Annotated in this window: 17 protein-coding genes and 1 pseudogene; 12 read left to right on the forward strand and 6 right to left on the reverse strand. The window is 72.7% G+C overall.

What is annotated here, in order from left to right; translation table 11 throughout:
- The first annotated feature begins 12 nt into the window (after nt 1-12).
- Nucleotides 13-1491, forward strand: a complete 1479-nt coding sequence (locus tag SA2016_RS12265) for an HNH endonuclease signature motif containing protein (RefSeq protein WP_066498403.1) — start codon at nt 13-15, stop codon at nt 1489-1491.
- Here the strand turns inward: SA2016_RS12265 and SA2016_RS12270 are convergent.
- From SA2016_RS12270 to SA2016_RS12295, 6 genes and pseudogenes are all read right to left on the reverse strand, one after another.
- Entirely contained in the window at nt 1394-2551 is a 1158-nt protein-coding gene (locus SA2016_RS12270) for a cysteine desulfurase family protein (protein WP_066498407.1), read from the reverse strand. The two genes, SA2016_RS12265 and SA2016_RS12270, sit on opposite strands and share 98 nt — an antisense overlap.
- Nucleotides 2548-3479: pseudogene (nadC, locus tag SA2016_RS12275) on the reverse strand (carboxylating nicotinate-nucleotide diphosphorylase). Before nadC ends, SA2016_RS12270 begins: the two are co-directional and overlap by 4 nt.
- 1 nt (nt 3480) lies before the next feature.
- The gene (gene nadB, locus SA2016_RS12280) at nt 3481-5178 is read right to left on the reverse strand and encodes an L-aspartate oxidase (RefSeq protein WP_244932800.1); all 1698 of its coding nucleotides are present in this window, start codon (nt 5176-5178) and stop codon (nt 3481-3483) included.
- The gene (gene nadA, locus SA2016_RS12285) at nt 5175-6467 is read right to left on the reverse strand and encodes a quinolinate synthase NadA (protein WP_066498409.1); all 1293 of its coding nucleotides are present in this window, start codon (nt 6465-6467) and stop codon (nt 5175-5177) included. The genes nadB and nadA overlap by 4 nt, the downstream gene beginning before the upstream one ends.
- Nucleotides 6464-7327 (reverse strand): NUDIX hydrolase, encoded by an 864-nt coding sequence (locus SA2016_RS12290; protein ID WP_066502458.1) that lies wholly within the window; start codon nt 7325-7327, stop codon nt 6464-6466. Before SA2016_RS12290 ends, nadA begins: the two co-directional genes overlap by 4 nt.
- Before the next feature lie 168 nt (nt 7328-7495).
- Nucleotides 7496-7966, reverse strand: coding sequence for an Lrp/AsnC family transcriptional regulator (locus tag SA2016_RS12295; RefSeq protein ID WP_066498411.1), 471 nt, complete (start codon nt 7964-7966; stop codon nt 7496-7498).
- Nucleotides 7967-8215: 249 nt separating this feature from the next.
- Here SA2016_RS12295 and SA2016_RS12300 point away from each other — a divergent pair, with 249 nt between their 5' ends.
- The 11 genes from SA2016_RS12300 to SA2016_RS12350 all read left to right on the forward strand — a co-directional run bounded on the left by SA2016_RS12300 (nt 8216) and on the right by SA2016_RS12350 (nt 20352).
- The gene (locus tag SA2016_RS12300; RefSeq protein ID WP_066498413.1) at nt 8216-9637 is read left to right on the forward strand and encodes an amino acid permease; all 1422 of its coding nucleotides are present in this window, start codon (nt 8216-8218) and stop codon (nt 9635-9637) included.
- 335 nt (nt 9638-9972) lie between these two features.
- Nucleotides 9973-10965, forward strand: a complete 993-nt coding sequence (locus SA2016_RS12305; RefSeq protein ID WP_229710950.1) for a thiamine pyrophosphate-dependent enzyme — start codon at nt 9973-9975, stop codon at nt 10963-10965.
- Nucleotides 10966-11086: 121 nt separating this feature from the next.
- A complete protein-coding gene (locus SA2016_RS12310; RefSeq protein WP_229710949.1) occupies nt 11087-12100 on the forward strand; it encodes an alpha-ketoacid dehydrogenase subunit beta in 1014 nt (337 codons plus the stop codon).
- Nucleotides 12093-12422 carry a biotin/lipoyl-containing protein gene (locus SA2016_RS12315; protein WP_066498414.1) on the forward strand — a complete coding sequence of 110 codons (330 nt, stop codon included), beginning with the start codon at nt 12093-12095 and terminating at the stop codon, nt 12420-12422. The genes SA2016_RS12310 and SA2016_RS12315 overlap by 8 nt, the downstream gene beginning before the upstream one ends.
- Nucleotides 12423-12496: 74 nt before the next feature.
- Nucleotides 12497-13315: an alpha/beta fold hydrolase gene (locus tag SA2016_RS12320; protein ID WP_066502466.1), complete on the forward strand. Its 819-nt coding sequence runs from the start codon at nt 12497-12499 to the stop codon at nt 13313-13315.
- A 294-nt stretch (nt 13316-13609) separates the two neighbouring features.
- Nucleotides 13610-15202 carry a fumarylacetoacetate hydrolase family protein gene (locus SA2016_RS12325; RefSeq protein WP_066498415.1) on the forward strand — a complete coding sequence of 531 codons (1593 nt, stop codon included), beginning with the start codon at nt 13610-13612 and terminating at the stop codon, nt 15200-15202.
- A complete protein-coding gene (locus SA2016_RS12330) occupies nt 15199-15918 on the forward strand; it encodes a GntR family transcriptional regulator (protein WP_066498417.1) in 720 nt (239 codons plus the stop codon). The genes SA2016_RS12325 and SA2016_RS12330 overlap by 4 nt, the downstream gene beginning before the upstream one ends.
- A 55-nt stretch (nt 15919-15973) precedes the next feature.
- Nucleotides 15974-17524 carry a 5-carboxymethyl-2-hydroxymuconate semialdehyde dehydrogenase gene (gene hpaE, locus SA2016_RS12335; RefSeq protein WP_066498420.1) on the forward strand — a complete coding sequence of 517 codons (1551 nt, stop codon included), beginning with the start codon at nt 15974-15976 and terminating at the stop codon, nt 17522-17524.
- Nucleotides 17525-17575: 51 nt separating this feature from the next.
- Nucleotides 17576-18742 (forward strand): 3,4-dihydroxyphenylacetate 2,3-dioxygenase, encoded by a 1167-nt coding sequence (gene hpaD / locus SA2016_RS12340; protein ID WP_066498424.1) that lies wholly within the window; start codon nt 17576-17578, stop codon nt 18740-18742.
- A gap of 3 nt (nt 18743-18745) precedes the next feature.
- A complete protein-coding gene (gene hpaH, locus SA2016_RS12345) occupies nt 18746-19531 on the forward strand; it encodes a 2-oxo-hept-4-ene-1,7-dioate hydratase (protein WP_066498426.1) in 786 nt (261 codons plus the stop codon).
- Nucleotides 19516-20352, forward strand: a complete 837-nt coding sequence (locus tag SA2016_RS12350) for an HpcH/HpaI aldolase family protein (protein ID WP_084249492.1) — start codon at nt 19516-19518, stop codon at nt 20350-20352. Before hpaH ends, SA2016_RS12350 begins: the two co-directional genes overlap by 16 nt.
- Nucleotides 20353-20398: the final 46 nt, after the last annotated feature.

The raw sequence follows: 20398 nt of genomic DNA on the forward strand, positions 1-20398 counted from the left end.
TAGAGTGTTCTCATGGGGCGGGAAGACATCTTCGACTGGATCGGCGATCCGCCGGTGGGTGAGCCGCCCGCGCCTCCTCCCTGGCTTCTGGCTGCATGGGCCGAACACGACCGTCTCGAGCCGGCTCTGTCGCCGCCGGCGCGGGCCGCGGCCCGGCTCGAGCAGGCCGACCGGCTGGTGGAGGCCCTCAGGGAGCTCGATGCCGAGGAAGCCCGGCTGGCCGGCGAACGGGAACGGGTCCTCGGGGCCCTGACGGCGGCGGTGGGCGGCGCATCGACGGATCCTCTCCTCCGGGCCGATGCCGCGGGGATCGCCGCCTCGGAGGTCGCGGCCGCGCTGAAGGTCTCGCAGCGGACGGCGCGGGCGCAGGTTGCCGAGGCTCTCGAGCTGACGGCGGATGAGTGGAGCCCCGTCCTCGAGGCCATGGAAGCCGGGCGCCTGCCGCGCCGGCGAGCCCTGGCGATCGTGGCGGCGGCGCTTCCCGTCCCTGCCAGGAGGCTTGCCGCCTTCGCTGCCGAGGCCCTCGCGCAGGCGTGCCCGGAGGACCCGGACCGGATCCCGTCGCAGGGCGCGCTGGGCCGCAGGCTGCGGCGGCTCGTGGAGGAGTACGCAGCCGAACCCCTGCAGATCCGCAAGCGTGAGGCCGTGGCGCGGCGGCGGGTCGACCTCGAACCGGCAGCTGATGGCATGTGCTGGCTCACGGCCTATCTCCCACTCGAGGTCGGCGCGGCGATCGACACCCGGCTTGAGGCGCTCGCGCGCTCCCTCCAGACGCCGAACGAGTCCCGAGGCATCGGCCAGCTCCGCCTGGACGTCTTCGCGGATCTGCTCAGGGGCCCCGGACTGAGCCCGGGCGCGTCGGCCATTCGGTGCGCGCCGGGGATCTCGAGCGGACCGGCTGCCCCGGAGGAGGTTCCGCACCGAGAGCTCGGCGGGGCGCGCACCGAACTCCTCGTCACGGTCCCGGCCCGGACTCTGCGAGGCGATTCCGACGACCCCGGAGAGATCCTCGGGTACGGACCGGTCGACGCGGACGCTGTGCGGCTTCTGGCTGCCGACGCTGCAACGTGGAGCCGGATGTGGGTCGATCCCGAGGACGGCACGCCGGTCGCGCTGGGCCGGCGGCGCTACACGCCGACGCTGGCCATGCGCCGGCAGCTCGGAGCACGCGACGCCACCTGCCGCTTCCCCGGCTGCGACGTCCCTGCGGCCGCCACCGAGGCGGACCACACGGCCGAATGGGCCGACGGCGGCACGACAGACCTGGCCAACCTCGCCCTGCTGTGCCGCGAGCACCACCGCCTCAAGTCTCTGGGCCGCTGGAAGCTCCGGCAGCTCACCCGTGCCGACGACAGACCGCCCGGCCCCGCGGCCGGCACTCCCCCTGGCCCGGCTACCGGTGGGCGATGCCCGTCACGGCCGCATACGCCTCTGCCACGGCCGCGGCAGCCTGCTCGAGTGCGGCGGCGTCGATCGAGCCCGGGAGGGTGAAGCGGACTGCCGTGAGGGCGACCTCGGGATCTAGTCCCATGGCGAGCAGCACGTGCGAGGGGTCGCTGGAACCGGCGGCGCAGGCCGACCCGGACGAGCACACCACGCCGCGCCGTTCGAGTTCGAGCAGGACTGACTCTCCGCTGACCCGCGGGAAGCAGAACGAGGCGCTGCCCGGCAGCCGCTCCGTGGGATGGCCGGTCACGATCGCCTCCGGGACGAGTTCCAGGATGCGGGCGGTGAACGCGTCGCGGAGGGACGCGAGGCGGCCCGCCGCCGTCGTGCGCTCGGCCTCGGCGAGCCGCAGCGCTGTGGCGAGGGCCACCGCGCCGGCCACGTTCTCGGTGCCGGAGCGCCGGCCGCGCTCCTGGCCGCCGCCGTCGAGGACGGGCTCGAGCGTGAGCCGCCCGGCCGCGTACAGCACGCCGACGCCCTTCGGGGCGCCGAGCTTGTGCCCGGAGATGCTCAGTGCGTCCACGCCGAGCGCCCGCACGTCGAGCGGCAGCCAGCCGGCGGCCTGGACCGCGTCGGTGTGGAACGGGACCCCGGCCTCGTGCGCCACGCGCGCGAGCTCTGCGACCGGCTGCACCGTGCCCAACTCGTTGTTGGCGTACATGACCGAGACCACCGCCGTCTGCGGCCCCACGACGGCGGCGAGCGACTCCGGCGCGACCTGCCCCGCGGCGTCGACCGCCAGCACGTCGACGGAGAAGCCGTGCAGCCGGGCGAGCGCCCGCGCCGACTCGAGGACCGCCGGGTGCTCGATGGCGCTGACCGCGACGTGCGACCGCCGCGGATCGGCGCCGCGCCGGGCGAGGGCGATGCCCTTGACGGCCAGGTTGTCCGCCTCGGTGCCGCCCGAGGTGAAGGTGACCTCCGCCGCCCGGCACCCCAACAGCCCGGCCACCTCGTCGCGCGCAGCCTCGAGCGCCTCGCGTGCGCGGGCGCCGAGGTCGTGGTGGCTCGAGGCGTTGCCGAAGTCTCCGGTGAGGAAGGGCCACATGGCCTCGAGGACTTCGCGGCGCACGGGGGTGGTCGCGGCGGCGTCCAGGTAGATCATGGCGTGCCGATCACCACGTCGAGCCCGAGGTCGAGGTTGACCACCGAGTGGGTGAGGGCCCCGACCGAGATGACGTCGACCCCCGTGGCGGCGATGGCGGCGACCGTCTCGAGGGTGACGCCTCCGCTCGCCTCGACGATGGCCCGGCCACCGATGAGCTCGACGCCGGCGCGCAGGTCGTCGAGGGTGAAGTTGTCGAGCATGATCGTGTCCACCCCGCGGCGAGGACGGGCTCGATCTGCTCGAGGCGGTCCACCTCGACCTCGACGTGCGTGGTGTGTCCGAGCCGGGCGCGGACGCCGCGCAGGGCCTCGGTGAGCCTGGCCGGGTCGCCGCCGGTGAGGACGGCCAGGTGGTTGTCCTTGGCCATCACGGCATCGGAGAGGCTGAACCGGTGGTTGCGGCCGCCGCCGCAGCGCACGGCGTACCGCTCGAGTTCCCGCAGTCCCGGGGTGGTCTTGCGGGTGTCGACGATCCGGGCACCCGTCCCCGCCGTGAGGGCCACGTACTGGGCCGTGAGGGCCGCGATGGCGCTCATCCGCTGCACGAGGTTGAGGACCACCCGCTCGGCGGTGAGGATCGACTGCGCCCGGCCGGTGACCCTGGCGAGGACGGCCCCGGCGGCGAACTCCTCGCCCTCGGCGGCCAGCAGCTCGACGGCGGCGTCCGGGTCGTGGAAGCGGAAGCCCGCCTCGATGATGGGGCCGCCCGAGAAGACCCCCGGCACACGGGCGCGCAGCTCAGCCGTCGCCGCCGCCTCGGCGGGGATCAGCAGCAGCGACGTGAGGTCCCCGCTCGGGGCGTCCTCGGCGTACGCCGCCTCGAGGACCCGGCGCACCGCCACTGTAGGAAGCGGGATGGGCGCCCACTGGATCGTCGTCTGGCCGTGCGCCGCGGGGACGCCCGCGGCCTCTGCGGTGTGGGTCATGTCAGGCGGTCCTTCCGAGGAGTGCGGGCTGGGCGGGAGCGACGTCGTCGGCGCGGCCGGCCGGGCGGCGCACGACGCCGGGACGCGGCTGGGCGTCCTGCGCGCCACCGAGCGGGGCGGGCAGGACGCGGTCCGGGAAGTCGAGCCGGAAGTGGGCCCCGACGGACTCCTCCCGGACTGCCGCGGCGGCCGCGAGCAGGCGCCCGAGGAGGAGGAGGTGGGCGGTCTCCGGGTCGTCGGAGGTCCATCCGCGCAGCGTGCTGGACAGGCGCGCGAGGCCGCTGCCGTCCCTGATGACCCCGCCGTCCGCCTGCATCGCGTCGGCGACGCGCGTCCGCCCGGGCCGCCCCGAGAGAGCCCGGGCGTCGGCGGCCGCGGAGGCGTCCACCTCGTGCGCCTCGGCAGCGTCCGGGCCGTTCCAGCGGCCGGAGCGGCCCTCGGCGAGCGCGTGCCGCACGGCACGGCCGGCGAACACGACGCCCTCGAGGAGCGAGTTGGAGGCGAGCCGGTTGGCCCCGTGCACGCCGGTGCAGGCGGCCTCCCCGACGGCGTAGAGCCCCGGGACGCTCGTTGACCCGTGCAGGTCGGTCGCGATCCCGCCCATCCAGTAGTGGGCGGCGGGGCCGATGGGCAGGGGCTCCCGGCGCCAGTCGAAGCCTGCGGCGCGCGTCATCGCTTCGAGTCCCGGGAAGCGCCGCGCGAGGAAGCCGTCGCCGTGGACGTCCTCGAGCCCGGTGGCGTCCAGGTACGCCTGGCCGCCCCCGGAGCGCGCGTGCAGGGCGAGGGCCCGGGAGACCACATCCCGCGGGGCGAGCTCGCCGAGGGGGTGGTAGTCGGTCACGAAGCGGCGTCCGGAGGCGTCGCGGATCACGGCACCCTCGCCGCGCACCGCTTCCGAGATGAGCGAGGACCGCAGGGTCCCATCGGCGCCCATGACCTGCAGCGCGGTGGGGTGGAACTGGTAGAACTCGAGGTCGCGCAGCGCGGCGCCGGCCAGGAAGGCGAGGGCGACGCCGTCGCCGGTCGCGACCGCCGGGTTGGTGGTCTGGGCGAACAGCTGGCCCGCTCCCCCGGTCGCGAGCACCACGGCGTCGGCCCGGACGTGCTCGACGGTCCGGCCTCCGGCGCGTGAGACGGCGATTCCGGCGACGGCACCGCCGTCGAGCAGGATCTCGGTGGCCATCGCCCGCTCGAGCACGGCGATGCGCCCCTCGGCCTCGAGCGCGCGCACGCGGCGGATGAGGGCCCGGGTGATGCCGGCGCCGCTCGCATCGCCGCCGGCGTGGAGGATCCGGGGGAACGAATGGGCGGCCTCGAGGCCGAGCAGCGGCCGGCCGCCGGGGCCGAGGTCGAACGCGACGCCCCGGCCCACGAGGTCCGAGACGGAGTCCGCGGCGGACCGGCACATGAGTTCGACGGCCGTGCGCGAGCCGATCCCGCCGCCGGCGGCCATGGTGTCGGCCACGTGGCTGGCGACCGTGTCGCCCGGCGCACGCTGCCCCTCTGGCAGCACGGCGGCGTACCCGCCCTGCGCGAGCATGCTGTTGCTGTCGGCGAGGTGCGCCTTGGTGAGGAGCACGACGTCGGCCCCGGCCTCCGCGGCCGAGACCGCCGCCGTCAGCCCTGCGACGCCGCTGCCGACGACGACGAGCTGCTCGAGCCGGCCGCGCGCGGCCGGCCCCACGCCGCGCGGTGTCACGGCCGCGCCGCCAGCATCCGCTCGAGGGCCACGCGCGCGGTCGAGGCGACGCCGGCGGGGACCTCGATGCGGTTGCGCACCTCGCCCTCGACGAGGCCCTCGAGGACCCAGGCGAGGTAGCCGGGGTGGATCCGGTACATGGTCGAGCACGGGCAGATCACCGGGTCGAGGCAGAAGACCGTGTGCTGGGGGTACTCTGCAGCAAGCCGGTTCACGAGGTTGACCTCGGTGCCGATGGCGAAGACGGTGGGCTCCGTCGCCGCGGCGATCGCCTTGCGGATGTAGTCGGTCGAGCCGTACTCGTCGGCCGCGTCGACGACCTCCATCGGGCACTCGGGGTGCACGATCACCCGCACGCCCGGGTACTCCGCGCGCGCCTTCTCGATCTGGGCGACGGAGAAGCGCTTGTGGACGGAGCAGAAGCCGTGCCACAGGATCACGCGGGAGTCCCGGAGGGTGGCCGCGTCGTTGCCGCCCAGGGGCTTGCGCGGGCTCCACATGGGCATCTGCTCCAGCGGGACCCCCATGGCCTTCGCGGTGTTGCGGCCCAGGTGTTGGTCGGGGAAGAAGAGCACCCGCTGCCCGCGCTCGAACGCCCACTCGAGCACCGTCGCGGCGTTGGAGGACGTGCACACGATCCCGCCGTGCTCGCCGCAGAAGCCCTTCAGGGCGGCGGACGAGTTCATGTAGGTGACGGGGATGACCGGCACGCGGCCCTCGGCGTCCGGCTCGGTGCCGAAGAGCTCCTCGAGCTGCGCCCAGGCCTGCTCGACCGAGTCGATGTCCGCCATGTCTGCCATCGAGCAGCCCGCGGCGAGGTTCGGGAGGATGACCGCCTGATCCTGCCGGGAGAGGATGTCCGCGGTCTCGGCCATGAAGTGGACGCCGCAGAACACGATCGCCTCGGCGTCGGGCCGGGTGAGGGCGGCGTTGGCGAGCTGGAACGAGTCGCCCACGAAGTCGGCGTGCTCGACGACCTCGTCGCGCTGGTAGAAGTGGCCGAGGACGACCACGCGCTCGCCGAGCTTCTCCTTCGCGGCAGTGATCCGGGCGCGCAGCTCCGTCTCCGTCGCGTGCTTGTACTCCTCGGGGAGCTGGCCCTGGCGAGGCGTCGACGCGGGGGCGCGGTCCGCGACGGACGCACCCGGCCCGTAGGCGGGCATGCCACGCAGGGCCTCCGCGGCGTCGAACTCCCACGGCCCCTTCGCGAGGTCGGCGCTGCACGTGCCCGTGGCGGCCTCGGCCTCGGCGCGGGTGACGAGGCTGATGGCGGTGGCAACAGATGTCATGGCGTGCTCCTGGTGGATGCGGCTGGGGCTGTGGGGCTGGCGGGAGAGGTACTGGAGGGGGCCGGCGGAGGAGGGTCCGCCTCGCCAGCTGCCTGCCGGGGAGGCGGGGCGGTCGTGGCGTCGATCCGCCCCCGCGCCCCCGTGTAGCGGTAGAGCCTCGGCGGCCGGTGGCGGCCTCCTTCGAGGACCTCGTCGGTGGGCTCGATCTGTGCCATGCCCTTGAGCTGACGGCGGAAGTTGGCCGGGTCGAGCGGGCGGCCGAGCACGGCCTCGTAGACCTCGCGCAGCTGGGCGAGCGTGAACTTCTCGCCCAGGAAGTGGTAGGCGATCTGGGCGTACTCGAGCTTGCTGCGCAGGCGCCAGAGCGCGTAGTCGACGATCTCGCGGTGGTCGAAGGCGAGGCCGCCGTCCTGCTCGCCCGCGGTGTCGGCCCGGTGCCAGGCGACGTTCTCGTCCTCCTCGCCGAGGAGCTCGGCCTCCGTGGGGCGGACGAGCGCCCAGTAGACGATGGAGACGACCCGCTGGCTGCCGCGCTCGGGCCGGCTGGACCGGTTGAGGCCGCCGAAGGCATAGAGCTGTTCGAGGTACTCGGGCTCGAGCCCCGTGGTCTGGCGGAGGTTGCGCCGCGCCGCATCCTCCAGGGACTCCGTGGGTGCCAGGGGTCCCCCGGGGAGCGCCCAACGGCCCCTGAACGGCTCCTTGACCCGCCTCACGAGCGGGATCCACAGGGTGGGCCCTCCCCCGGACTCTCCGCGGGCCGACTCGGGGGTCAGGGCGAAGATCACGGTGGAGATCGCGAGCGACGGCGGCAGCTGGGCCCGCTCCGAGACGTTCGCTCCCACGACGGAGTGCGCCCCCAGGGCGACCGACGCGCCGGAAGACGGGAAGATCCCGCTCATGCGTACCTCCAGCCGTCAAGGTCCGGGACCGGGCTCGACCCCGGCACGAGTTAAAGTCATGATGACTTTTACTGATGATACGCCCCTCCGCCGCGGGCACCAAAAGGTGACGCCCCGGCGCGGGACGACTCAGCCCCTGGCAGCGGCCTCGAGCAGGGGCAGCGTCCGGCCCTCGAAGTGGGTATTGAGCACGATCACCGAGGACGAGCGGACCACGGCACGCGTGGCCGTGACGGCATCGAGCACGCGCTGGAGGTCGGAGTTGGAGCGGGCCGCGACCCGGGCCATCAGGTCGCTGTCCCCCGAGACGGTGTGGACCTCGAGCACCTCCGGGATCTCGGCGAGGGCCGCCGCGACCGCGTCATGCCCGGAGTCCTGGTTGATCGTCAGCGAGCAGAAGGCCACGACGGGGAACCCGAACGCCCGCGGCTCCGGATGCGGAGCCCACTGCCCGATGACCCCGCTCGCCACCATCCGGTCGAGCCGGGCCTGAACCGTGGCGCGGGCCACCTTGAGGATCCGGGAGGCCTCGAGCACGTTCATGCGCTGCTCGTCGGTGAACAGCCGGACAATCCTGGCGTCGAGCTCGTCGACCTTCATGCGGGCCTCCAGATCGTGGTCTGCGGAACAGCTTCGAATGCTACAGATTGATGATCCGGCGCGCATGCACTGCGCATTCTGTCAACTTCCGCGGCGCGCTCTCCCCTCTTCCTGCACATCCTGCGTAGGACCGTGAAGTGCACCACACAGCCCCGCGGCAAAGGCGCTATGGTCAGGGGGTCCTCTGGCCGGCGGCGCCCATCCTCGCGACCTCGGCCACCGATCCTCCGAAAGACGGAAATGACAGCTATGCACACGTCAGACGGCCTCGGAACCGCGTCGACGACGACGCTGGAGCCGAGGCTCGGGCCCTCGATGTCCCCGCGGCAGCTCACGATGATGGGCCTCGGCAGTGCCATCGGCGCCGGCCTGTTCATCGGCTCGGGAGCGGGCATCCAGGCCGCAGGCCCCGCGGTCCTCATCTCCTACCTCGTGGCCGGGACCCTCATCATCATCGTCATGTGGGCCCTGGGCGAGATGGCGGCGGCCAACCCCACCAGCGGGGCGTTCTCGGTCTACACGGGCAAGGCACTCGGCGGCGTTGCCGGGGCCACGGTCGGGTGGCTGTGGTGGTGCCAGCTCGTGGTCGTGATCGCCGCGGAGGCCCTCGGCGCCGCCGGCCTCCTCGCCACGGTCTTCCCCGCACTCCCCGTGTGGCTCATGGCGCTGGTCTTCATGGGCGCGTTCACCGCGGTGAACCTCACCGGCGTCCGCAACTTCGGCGAGTTCGAGTTCTGGTTCGCGCTGCTCAAGGTCGCCGCGATCGTCGCCTTCCTCCTCGTCGGCGCAGCCCTCCTTCTCGGCTGGCTTCCGCACGCGGCCTCCCCGGGCCTGTCCCATTTCACCGCCGACGGCGGATTCGCGCCCCACGGCATGGGCGGCATCGCGACCGGACTGTTCGTCGTCGCGTTCGCCTTCGGCGGCACCGAGATCGTCTCCGTGGCCGCGGCCGAGACGCGCGACCCCGCGCGCAGCGTCGGCCGCGCCGTCCGCACGGTCGTGTGGCGCATCCTCGTGTTCTACATCGGGTCGATCTTCGTCATCGCCGCGGTGATCCCGTGGAACTCCCCCGAGCTCAAGAGCCCGTTCGCCGGCGTCCTGGACCTCGCGGGACTTCCCGGCGCCGCCACCGTCATCACGCTCGTGGCCGTCGTCGCGCTCCTGTCCGCGCTCAACGCCAACCTCTACGGCGCGTCGCGGATGATCTTCTCCCTGGCCGAGCGCCAGGAGGCGCCCCGCGCCCTCAAGTCGCTGACCAAGGCCAGGGTCCCCGCGGTCGCGGTCGCGGCATCGGTGGCCTTCGGCTTCATCGCCACGGTGCTCGAGCTCCTGTTCCCGGACCATGTCCTGCCGCTCCTGCTCAACTTCGTCGGGTCCACATGCCTGATCGTGTGGGGCTCGGCGCTGGTCTCGCAGATCGTGCTGCGCCGCCGTGCCGATGCCGAGGGCACGGTGCTGCCGCTGCGCATGGCCGGGTTCCCGTGGCTGTCCGCCTTCGGCGTGGTGCTGCTCGCCGCGATCTTCGCCGTGGGGCTCATCGGCGCGGACAGCCGCGCCCAGCTGCTGAGCACGTTCGTGCTCGTCGCCGCCATCGCGGCGGGCGCCTGGCTGCGCCGCCGCAGCGTGGCGGCCCGGCCGGCGATGGCCGGCCCGGGAGAGCCGGAGCGCTGACCCGGACCTGCTGAGGGCACGGGCCCGGACCGCGCAGGCCAGCGCGGTCCGGGCCCGCTGCCGTCCAGGGCGTCGCAGGCGAGTCGCTCCCGTCCTGCACATTGTGTGCAGTGATCCAGGACACAACAGCGCGGTACTAGACATCTTGCCTGATCAATCGATGATCGATTGCACAGACTGTTCGCCCGCCCTACGGTTCTGCTATGCAGACTTCACCGACAGCACAGGCCTCTCCCGGCCGTGCGGGACTCGCCGGAGCGGACCGGGCCCCGCTGCCCGAGCTTCCCGCGGCCGCCCCCGCGACGGACGCAGACCTGCGTGAGCTCTACCGCCTCATGACGGCGGTCCGGCAGCTCGACCTCGCCGCCGTCGCGTGGCAGCGGCAGGGCATCCTCCCCGCCTACGCGCCCGAGCTCGGGCAGGAGGCCGCCCAGGTCGCCTCGGCGCTCGCCCTGGACCTCTCGAGGGACTTCGCCTTCCCGACCTACCGCGAACTCGGCGTCGCCCGCGCAGCCGGCGTCGACATGGTCGAGTACATGTCCACCCACCTGGCCACGTGGCACGGCGGCTTCTGGGACGCCGCCGCCACGCACGTCGCCCCGATCCAGGCCGTCGTCGCCGGCTCGGTGCTGCACGCGGTCGGCTGGGCCCACGGCCAGACCCTCCAGGCCCGCGCCGCCTCGGCGCAGTCCTCCCCCGAGGCGTCCGCTCTGGGTGTGGCGATCACGTACCTCGGGGACGGCGCCTCGAGCCAGGGCGACGTGCACGAGGCCATGAACTTCGCCGGGGTCTTCAGGGCACCGGTCGTGTTCTTCGTACAGAACAACGGCTGGGCCATCTCGGTGCCCACGGAACGGCAGGTTGCGGGCGGCAGCGTCGCCGCGCGCGGCGCCGGCTACAGCATCCCGGCCCTCCAGGTCGACGGGAACGACGCCGCCGCCGTGCTCGAGGCGACCCGCCGCGCCGTCGCCCACGCCCGTGCGGGCCACGGGCCCGTCATCGTCGAGGCGATGACGTACCGGCGCGGCCCGCACGCCACCAGCGACGACCCCGGCCGCTACCGCACCCTCGACGAGGAGCGCACCGACGGGGGCGCCGACCCCCTTCTCCGCCTGCGCGAGCGCCTGCTCGGCGAGGGCATCGCGGACGAGGCCGAGCTCGAGGCCGCCGACGCGGCGGGAGCCGCCGAGGCCGAGGCCGTCCGCGAGGGCGTCCTCGCCCTGGGCCCGCGCCCGGGGGCCGAGATGTTCGACCTCGTCTTCACCGAACCCACCGACGAGCTGCTGCGGCAGAAGGCTGCCTGGCGCGAGGAGTCCGAGCATGCCTGAGACCCTGACCAGCCCGACCCCGGGCCCGACCCCCGGCGCCGATTCCGCCGCCGCAGCGGCCACCGCCGCAGCCACCGCCTCCGCTTCCGCCTCCGCCTCGGTCTCCGGACGGGAGCCGCGCATGCTCTCGCTGCAGGGCGCCCTCAACCTCGCCCTCGACGAGCTGCTCGCCGAGGATCCGAAGGTCCTCATCCTCGGCGAGGACGTCGGGACGCTGGGCGGCGTCTTCCGCGTCACGAGCGGCCTCGCGGCCAGCCACGGTGCCGAGCGGGTCTTCGACACCCCGCTGGCCGAGTCGGGCATCCTGGGCATGTCGATCGGCCTGGCGATGGCGGGCTTCCGTCCCGTGCCCGAGGTCCAGTTCGACGGCTTCGCCTACCCGGCCATGAACCAGATCGTCACCCAGCTGGGCCGCATCCACTACCGCTCCCGCGGCGCCCTGCGCGTGCCGGTCACGCTGCGTGTGCCGAGCTTCGGCGGCATCCGCGCCCCCGAGCACCACGGCGAGAGCCTCGAGGCCGTGTTCGCGCACGTCCCGGGCCTCAAGGTGGTCTCCCCCGCGGACCCGCAGCAGGGGTACACGCTGCTCAAGGCGGCCGTGCGCATGGACGACCCGGTGATCTTCATGGAGCCCAAGTCCCGCTACTGGCAGAAGGGCGAGGTGGTCACCGAGGGCGCGGGCTCGCCGACGCACGACGGCGCGTCCTCGCCGTCGCCGCAGGACGTCACCGGGGCGCGGGTCGCCCGGGAGGGCCGGCACCTCACGCTCGTCGCGTGGGGCGCGATGGTGGCCCGGTGCCTGCAGGTCGCCGAGCTCGCCGCGGAGGACGGGATCGACGTCGAGGTCGTCGACCTCCGCTGGCTCAAGCCGATCGACACCGAGACCCTGGCGAGGTCCGTGGCCAAGACGCGGCGCGCCGTCGTCGTCCACGAGGCCCCGCTCACCGCAGGCCTCGGCGCGGAGGTGGCCCAGCGGATCACGGAGCGCTGCTTCGGAACCCTCAAGGCACCCGTTGAGCGCGTCACAGGCTTCGACGTACCGTATCCGTCGGGAGACCTGGAGGACGAGTACATCCCGAATATCGACCGCATCCTGTTCGGCATCCAGCGAGTATTGGAGTACAAGCGTGGCTGAGATCTCCTTCCCCCTTCCCGACCTCGGCGAGGGCCTCATCGAGGCCACCGTCCTCGAGTGGCTCGTCTCCGAGGGCGAGCAGGTCGAGCGCAACCAGCCGATGGTCGAGGTCGAGACCACGAAGTCGGCCCTCGAGCTGCCGAGCCCGCAGGCCGGCGTCGTCAAGAAGGTCCACGGCGCCCCCGGCGAGGTCATCAAGGTCGGCGAGCCGCTCATCGTCTTCGAGGTCGCGGACGATACCGCGGGCATCGTCGGCACGGTGCCGTCTGAGGGCGCGCCGAAGCGCCGCGTGCGGCTCAGCGCGAACCTCGACGAGGATTGAGCACAGGAGCGGCGCCGGCAGCCTCGAGGGGGACAGCCGCCGCGGTCGCGGACAAGGAGAGGATGGCGCACATGATGGCAGGCCAGCACGCCGGACAGGCGGCGCACCACACGGTCGAGGGCACGGACCCCGGCCTGCACGTGGTCGTCGCCGAGCCCGAGGACCCCGCGGCGCTGCCGCCCGTCCTGCTCATCCACGGCTTCGCTTCCTCGGTGGCCCTCAACTGGGAGCAGAGCGGATGGGTGGGGGCGCTGACCGGCGCGGGGCGGCGCGTCATCGCCGTCGACCTCCCCGGCCACGGCGCGAGCGAGGCGCCCGAGGACGTCGATTCCTACACCCCGGGGCGCATCCGGGCCGACCTGCTGCAGATCGTCACCGACTCCGGCGCCCGGCCCCTCGCCGCCGGCCATCCCGAGAGCGGCCTCGACGTGGTCGGGTACTCGCTCGGGTCCCGGCTCGCGTGGGAGTTCGGGGCGACCCAGCCCGCGCTCGTGCGGCGGATGGTGCTCGGCGGCCCGAACAGCCGCGACCCGCTCGCGGAGTTCGACCTCGCCGGCGCCCAGCGGTTCCTCGCCGACGGCACGCCGATCGAGGACGCCTCGACCGCGCGGCTGGTCACGATGGCCCTCGCCTCGCCGGGGTCGGACATGTACGCCCTGCTCTCCCTCGTGGAGGGGATCAAGGAGGAGCCCTTCGACGCCGCCGAGGCCGTGCCCCAGCAGCCCCTCCTGCTGGTCTCGGGCGAGAAAGACGAGCGCGTCGGCGCGCTCGAGGTCCTCGCAGAGCTCGCCCCGTCCGCCAGGACTGTGGTGGTCCCCGGGCGGAACCACGTCAACGTCGTGACGGCGCGCGCGTTCAAGCAGGCGGCCCTCGAGTTCCTCGCCGAGGCCTAGCACACCCGCCCCTGCCCTCCCTCCCCCTCCCCCCGTCTGGAAGTCACCTCCTGGAAGTCACCTTCTGAGGGTCAGCTCCTGAGAGTCACCTTCTGAAGGTCAGCTCCTGAGGGCCAACCCACGGGAGGTGACCTTCAGGAGCTGACCTTCAGATGAGCGGGGGCGGGGCGGGGCGGCGACGCCAGCGCCGGGGGTTGACGGCCCGCGTGTTCCGCGGCACACTGGATCGTATACGATGATCGTATACGATCCAGCTCCGGTTAAGTGGGCTGCCGACTCAAGGGAGAGGGACACGTGGAGCGAGCAGAACAGCGCGAACAGCTTCGCCAGGACACCATCACGGGCGCCGGCAAGGTGATCGCCGTCCACCTCAACTACCCCAGCCGCGCCGCCCAGCGCGGCCGCACCCCCTCTGTGCCCTCGTACTTCCTCAAGCCCGCGACCTCGCTGGCCCTCGACGGCGCCGAGCTGGCCCGGCCGCGCGGCGTCGAGCTCCTCACGGTCGAGGGCGAGGTGGCCCTCGTGATCGGGGCCCGCACCCGCAACGTCTCCCCCGCGGACGCCTGGGCGCACGTCGAATCCGTCACGGCCGCGAACGACGCCGGCCTCGCGGACCTGCGCTGGCCGGACAAGGGCTCGAACCTCCGCTCGAAGGGCGCCGACGGGATCGCCCCGATCGGTCCGGCCCTCCTGCCGGCCCAGGAACTCGACCCGGCCGGCCTGCGCGTGCGGATGTGGATCAACGGCAACCTCGTCCAGGACGACGCGACCGCGACCCTGCTGTTCCCGTTCGCACAGCTCATCGCCGACCTCTCGCGCCTCATGACCCTCGAGCCCGGCGACATCATCCTCACCGGCACCCCGGCCGGCGCCACGGTGGCCCGGCCCGGCGACGTGGTCGAGGTCGAGGTCGACGGCGTGGCGTCCGACGGCGCCACCCTCACCACCGGGCGGCTCACCAACACGGTGGTCGACTCGGGCCTCGTCCTCGAGCCGTACGGCGCCCTCCCGAAGCTCACCGACGCCGACCGCATCGACGCCTGGGGCTCGGCCGAGGCCGCCGGGCTCGCAGCGGCGCACGGCGAGGGGCACGACGGCGGGCCGACGGCGGGCGCCGGCCACGCGGCGTCGTCCGCTCCCTCGCCCGAGGCGGACACCCGGCCTGCGAGCGTCCTGACGCCCGAGCTCACCGAGAAGCTGCGCTCGGTCGGGACCGCGACGCTGAGCGTGCAACTGCGCAAGCGCGGAATGCAGAACTGCCACATCGAGGGCCTCACCCCGACGCACCCCGGCGCCAAGGTCGTGGGGACGGCCCGCACCCTGCGCTACATCCCGGCCCGCGAGGACCTCTTCAAGGAGTTCGGCGGCGGGTACAACGCGCAGAAGCGCGCCGTGGACTCGCTGCGGCCCGGGGACATCCTCGTGATGGACGCGCGCGGCGAGAAGGGCACGGGCACGCTCGGGGACGTCCTCGCGCTGCGCGCCCAGGTCCTCGGCGCCGAGGCCGTCATCACCGACGGCGGCATCCGCGACTTCGGTCCCGTCTCGGCGATGGAGATCCCCGCGTGGGGCGCGAACGCGCACCCGGCCGTCCTCGGGCGCCGGCACGTGCCGTGGAGCGTCGACGACACGGTCGCGTGCGGCGGCGCCGCCGTGGTCCCGGGCGACGTGATCGTGGGCGACGAGGACGGCCTCGTGGTCATCCCGCCCGCGCTCGTGGCCGAGGTCGCCGAGGACGCCGTGGTCCAGGAGCGCATGGAGGCCTGGGTGGCGGACCGCGTCGCCGAGGGCCACCCGGTCGACGGGCTGTTCCCGATGAACGCCGAATGGAAGGCCAAGTACGAGGCCTACCTCGCCGAGCAGCAGGGCAGCGGAGACAAGCCGTGAGCGCATCCGTCGACGGCGCCCCGGCCCCGGCCGGCGAGCGCGGCGCGAGCAAGTCGCAGCTCGCGTACGAGTGGCTGCACGAGCAGATCGTCAGCGGCGGCCTCGCCCCCGGCGCCCGGCTCGTCCTGTCCCAGGTCGCCGAGAAGCTCGACGTCTCGGTGGTCCCCGTCCGGGAGGCGGTGCGCCGGCTCGAGGCCGAGGGGCTCGTGACGTTCGAGCGGAACGTCGGCGCCACGGTGGCGGGGATCGACCCGACCGAGTACCTGTACACGATGCAGACGCTCAGCCTCGTCGAGGGCGCCGCCACCGCGCTCTCGGCGCCGGCGGTAACCGCGGAGGACCTCGCGGCGGCGCGGGCGGTCAACGAGCGCATGCGCGAGTTCCTCGCCCCGGACCCGCTGCACTTCGACTCGGTGGCGTTCACGGCGCTCAACCGCGAGTTCCACTCCGTCCTGTTCGAGCGCTGCCCGAACCCGCACATCCTGGACCTCGTCCACCGCGGCTGGAACAGGCTCAAGGCCCTGCGCGGCTCGACCTTCAGCTACGTGCCCGAGCGGGCGAGCCAGTCCATCGAGGAGCACGAGGCGCTCCTCGCCCTCATCGAGCGCAAGGCGCCGACCGGCGAGATCGAGCTCGCCGCACGCCGGCACCGCTCGGCCACCTTGGACGCCTATCTCGCCCACACGGGCGAGAACCCCGGCTTCCCGACCCTCTAGTCCCCTCGTCCCGGACGCAGCGCGTCCACACGTTCACCGATCGAAGGATCCATTGATGACCAGCCATTCCGTTCCGGAGAACCTGCCCGAGCGCATCCAGCACTACATCGACGGCGAGTTCGTCGACTCGGTCGACGGCGACACGTTCGACGTGCTCGAGCCCGTCACCAACGAGGTCTACGTCAAGGCCGCCGCCGGCAAGAAGGCGGACATCGAGCGCGCCGTGGCTGCGGCGAAGCGCGCGTTCGAGGAGGGCCCCTGGCCCAAGATGCTCCCCCGCGAGCGCTCGCGGGTCCTGCACCGCATCGCCGACATCGTCGAGTCCCGTGACGCCCGCCTGGCCGAGCTCGAGTCCTTCGACTCGGGCCTGCCCATCACCCAGGCCCTCGGCCAGGCACGCCGCGCGGCGGAGAACTTCCGCTTCTTCGCGGACCTGATCGTTGCCCAGGCCGATGACACGTTCAAGGTCCCCGGCCGCCAGATCAACTACGTCAACCGCAAGCCGATCGGCGTCGCGGGCCTCATCACCCCGTGGAACACGCCGTTCATGCTCGAGTCCTGGAAGCTCGGGCCGGCCCTGGCCACGGGCAACACGGTGGTGCTCAAGCCTGCCGAGTTCACCCCGCTCTCGGCCTCCCTGTGGGCCGGGATCTTCGAGGAGGCGGGCCTGCCGAAGGGCGTGTTCAACCTCGTCAACGGCCTCGGCGAGGACGCGGGCGACGCGCTCGTGAAGCACCCGGACGTGCCGCTCATCTCCTTCACGGGCGAGAGCCGCACGGGACAGATCATCTTCGCCAACGCCGCCCCGTACCTCAAGGGCCTCTCCATGGAGCTCGGCGGCAAGAGCCCGGCGGTCGTCTTCGCCGACGCCGACCTCGACGCGGCGGTGGACGCCACGATCTTCGGCGTCTTCTCCCTCAACGGCGAGCGCTGCACCGCCGGCTCGCGGATCCTCGTCCAGCGCGGCATCTACGACGAGTTCGTGGAGCGCTACGCCGCCCAGGCCAAGCGCGTCAAGGTCGGCTACCCGCACGACCCTTCCACCGAGGTCGGCTCCCTCGTGCACCCGGAGCACTTCGCGAAGGTCATGGGCTACGTGGAGCTCGGCAAGGAGGAGGGCCGCCTCGTCGCCGGCGGCGGCCAGCCCGAGGGCTTCGAGTTCGGCAACTTCGTGGCCCCCACGGTGTTCGCCGACGTCAAGCCGGACGCCCGGATCTTCCAGGAGGAGATCTTCGGCCCGGTCGTCGCCATCACGCCGTTCGACACCGACGAGGAGGCCCTCGAGCTCGCCAACAACACCAAGTACGGTCTGGCCGCCTACGTGTGGACCAACGACCTCAAGCGGGCGCACAACTTCGCGCAGTCCGTCGAGGCCGGCATGGTGTGGCTCAACTCCAACAATGTGCGCGACCTGCGCACCCCATTCGGCGGTGTCAAGGCCTCCGGCCTCGGGCACGAGGGCGGCTACCGCTCGATCGACTTCTACACCGACCAGCAGGCGGTCCACATCACCCTCGGCAAGGTGCACAACCCGACCTTCGGCAAGCAGGAGGCGCCCGCGGAGGAGCACGCCGCCACCGATCTCGACGACCCGGATCCCCGCTGAGCCGGCGGCCCCGCAACCACACCCAATCTCACTGAAAGCAAGGACGCTGCCATGACCCACCGCGACGACATGACCCTGACCTCCTCGGGCTTCTACGTCTCCCAGGAGGCCCCGATCTCCTGCGCCAACCCGGTCCCGACCCCGTCGGTGCCCGCCCCGGACATCCTGCGCTGCGCGTACATGGAGCTCGTGGTCACCGACCTGGAGCGCTCGCGCAACTTCTACGTCGACGTCCTCGGGCTCACGGTCACCGAGGAGGACGAGAACGCCGTCTACCTCCGCTCGCTCGAGGAGTTCATCCACCACAACCTCGTGCTGCGCAAGGGCCCCGTCGCGGCCGTGGCAGCCTTCTCCTACCGCGTCCGCACCCCGGAGGACCTCGACAAGGCGGTCGCCTTCTACACCGAGCTCGGCTGCCGGGTGGAGCGCCGCGCGGAGGGCTTCACCAAGGGCATCGGCGACTCGGTGCGCGTGGAGGACCCGCTCGGGTTCCCGTACGAGTTCTTCCACGACGTCGAGCATGTCGAGCGCCTCGCGTGGCGCTACGACCTGCACACGCCGGGCTCGCTCGTCCGCCTCGACCACTTCAACCAGGTCACCCCGGACGTCCCGCGCGCCACCAAGTTCATGCAGGACCTCGGCTTCCGCGTCACGGAGGACATCCAGGACGAGGAGGGCACGGTGTACGCCGCGTGGATGCGCCGCAAGCCCACCGTCCACGACACCGCGATGACCGGCGGCAACGGCCCCCGCATGCACCACGTCGCGTTCGCGACGCACGAGAAGCACAACATCTTGGCCATCTGCGACAAGCTCGGGGCCCTCCGCATGTCGGACCACATCGAGCGCGGCCCGGGGCGCCACGGCGTCTCGAACGCGTTCTACCTCTACATCCTCGATCCGGACGGCCACCGCGTGGAGATCTACACGCAGGACTACTACACCGGCGACCCGGACAACCCCGTGGTCACGTGGGACGTCCACGACAACCAGCGCCGCGACTGGTGGGGCAACCCGGTCGTGCCGAGCTGGTACACCGACGCCTCGCTCGTGCTCGACCTCGACGGCAACCCGCAGCCGGTCATCGAGCGTACCGACTCCTCCGAGATGGAGGTGACCATCGGCGCCGACGGGTTCTCCTACACCCGCGCCAACGACGAGTCCGGCTCGTACCACGGCCAGGCCTCGAAGGGCTTCAAGATCGGCAACCAGCTCTAAGCCATGCTGAACGAAGAGACCATTGCGGCAATCGCCGACGAGCTCGTGGAGGCGGGGCGCACGCGCACGCCGGTGCCCCTCCTCCACACCCGCTACGAGGGCATGGACGTCGAGGACTCGTACGCCGTGCAGAAGCTGTGGGCCAGCCGCCTCGAGGCGGAGGGACGGAGGGTGGCCGGCCGCAAGATCGGCCTGACGTCCAAGGCCATGCAGGCGGCCACGGGCATCACCGAGCCGGACTACGGCGTCATCTTCGACGACCAGGTCCTCGAGAACGGCGCGGTGGTGGAGTGGAACCGTTACACCCACCCGCGCATCGAGGTCGAGCTGGCCTTCCGCCTGGGCCGGGACCTCAAGGGCCCGGGGGTGACCCTGTTCGACGTCCTCGACGCGACGGACTACGTGGTCCCCGCCCTCGAGATCCTCGATTCGCGGATCGAGATGGAGGGCCGCACCATCGTCGACACCATCTCGGACAACGCGGCGCTGGGCGCGATGGTGGTCGGCGGCCGCCCGGTGCGGCCCCACGACGTGGACCTGCGCTGGGTGTCCTCCCTGCTCTACCGCAACCAGGAGATCGTGGAGACGGGCGTCGCGGCCGGCGTCCTGAACCACCCGGCCAACGGCGTCGCGTGGCTCGCGGACAAGCTCGCCCACCACGGGCAGGACCTGCGCGCGGGAGACATCATCCTCGCGGGCTCGTTCACCCGCCCCATGTGGGTCTACGAGGGCGACACGGTCTACGCGGACTACGGGCCCCTGGGGACGGTGACATGCCGTTTCGTCTAGAGCCCGAGAGGACGTTCCGGCATGCCCTGGCCCAGGCCGAGACGGCCGGCAGCGGCGCCCAGATCGGCCTGTGGGTCTGCTCCGGCAGCCCCCTGGTCGCCGAGATCATGGCCGGCTCCGGCGCCCAGTGGCTGCTGATCGACACCGAGCACAGCCCCAACTCGCTCGAGTCCGTCCTCGCCCAGCTGCACGCGGTCCACGGCTACGACGTGCTGCCCATGGTGCGCCTGCCGTGGAACGACGTGGTGCTCATCAAGCAGTACCTCGACCTCGGCGCCCAGAACCTGCTGATCCCGATGGTCAACGACGCCGACCAGGCCAGGGCCGCCGTGGCCGCGGTGCGCTATCCGCCGCACGGCGTCCGGGGCGTCGGCTCGGCCCTCGCCCGCGCGGCCCGGTGGAACCGCATCCCGGACTATCTGGCCCGCGCGGACGAGACCATCTCGCTCACGGTGCAGATCGAGACGGGCGAGGCCGTGGCGAACGTCGAGGAGATCCTGGCGGTGGACGGCGTCGACGGGATCTTCATCGGCCCCTCCGACCTGGCCGCGTCGATGGGACTGCTCGGCCAGCAGGAGCACCCCGACGTGCGCGCCGCGGTCGAGCACTGCCTCGACGCCGCCCGGCAGGCAGGCAAGCCGGCCGGCGTCAACGCATTCGTGGAGGCGACGGCGCGGCACTACATCGACCGCGGTGCGCGGTTCGTGCTCGTGGGCGCCGATGTGGCAATCCTGGCCCGCTCGAGCGAGGAACTCGCCGCGCGCTTCGCGCCCCGGGCCGGGGAGCAGACGGACGACGGCGGGCGGCCGGCGAGCTACTGAGGCTCGCCGCGCGCGCTGGCTGGGGGCCAGAGAACGGAAGCGGAGC

Source organism: Sinomonas atrocyanea (genome assembly GCF_001577305.1).
GTDB lineage: Bacteria > Actinomycetota > Actinomycetes > Actinomycetales > Micrococcaceae > Sinomonas > Sinomonas atrocyanea.

Coding starts and splice junctions, on each gene's coding strand:
- SA2016_RS12320 (WP_066502466.1), top strand. CDS start 12,497: ATGGCAGGCCAGCACGCCGGACAGGCGGCGCACCACACGGTCGAGGGC.
- hpaE (WP_066498420.1), top strand. CDS start 15,974: ATGACCAGCCATTCCGTTCCGGAGAACCTGCCCGAGCGCATCCAGCAC.
- SA2016_RS12350 (WP_084249492.1), top strand. CDS start 19,516: ATGCCGTTTCGTCTAGAGCCCGAGAGGACGTTCCGGCATGCCCTGGCC.
- SA2016_RS12310 (WP_229710949.1), top strand. CDS start 11,087: ATGCTCTCGCTGCAGGGCGCCCTCAACCTCGCCCTCGACGAGCTGCTC.
- SA2016_RS12265 (WP_066498403.1), top strand. CDS start 13: ATGGGGCGGGAAGACATCTTCGACTGGATCGGCGATCCGCCGGTGGGT.
- SA2016_RS12270 (WP_066498407.1), bottom strand. CDS start 2,551: ATGATCTACCTGGACGCCGCCGCGACCACCCCCGTGCGCCGCGAAGTC.
- hpaD (WP_066498424.1), top strand. CDS start 17,576: ATGACCCACCGCGACGACATGACCCTGACCTCCTCGGGCTTCTACGTC.
- nadA (WP_066498409.1), bottom strand. CDS start 6,467: ATGACATCTGTTGCCACCGCCATCAGCCTCGTCACCCGCGCCGAGGCC.
- SA2016_RS12305 (WP_229710950.1), top strand. CDS start 9,973: ATGACGGCGGTCCGGCAGCTCGACCTCGCCGCCGTCGCGTGGCAGCGG.
- SA2016_RS12300 (WP_066498413.1), top strand. CDS start 8,216: ATGCACACGTCAGACGGCCTCGGAACCGCGTCGACGACGACGCTGGAG.
- SA2016_RS12295 (WP_066498411.1), bottom strand. CDS start 7,966: ATGAAGGTCGACGAGCTCGACGCCAGGATTGTCCGGCTGTTCACCGAC.
- hpaH (WP_066498426.1), top strand. CDS start 18,746: ATGCTGAACGAAGAGACCATTGCGGCAATCGCCGACGAGCTCGTGGAG.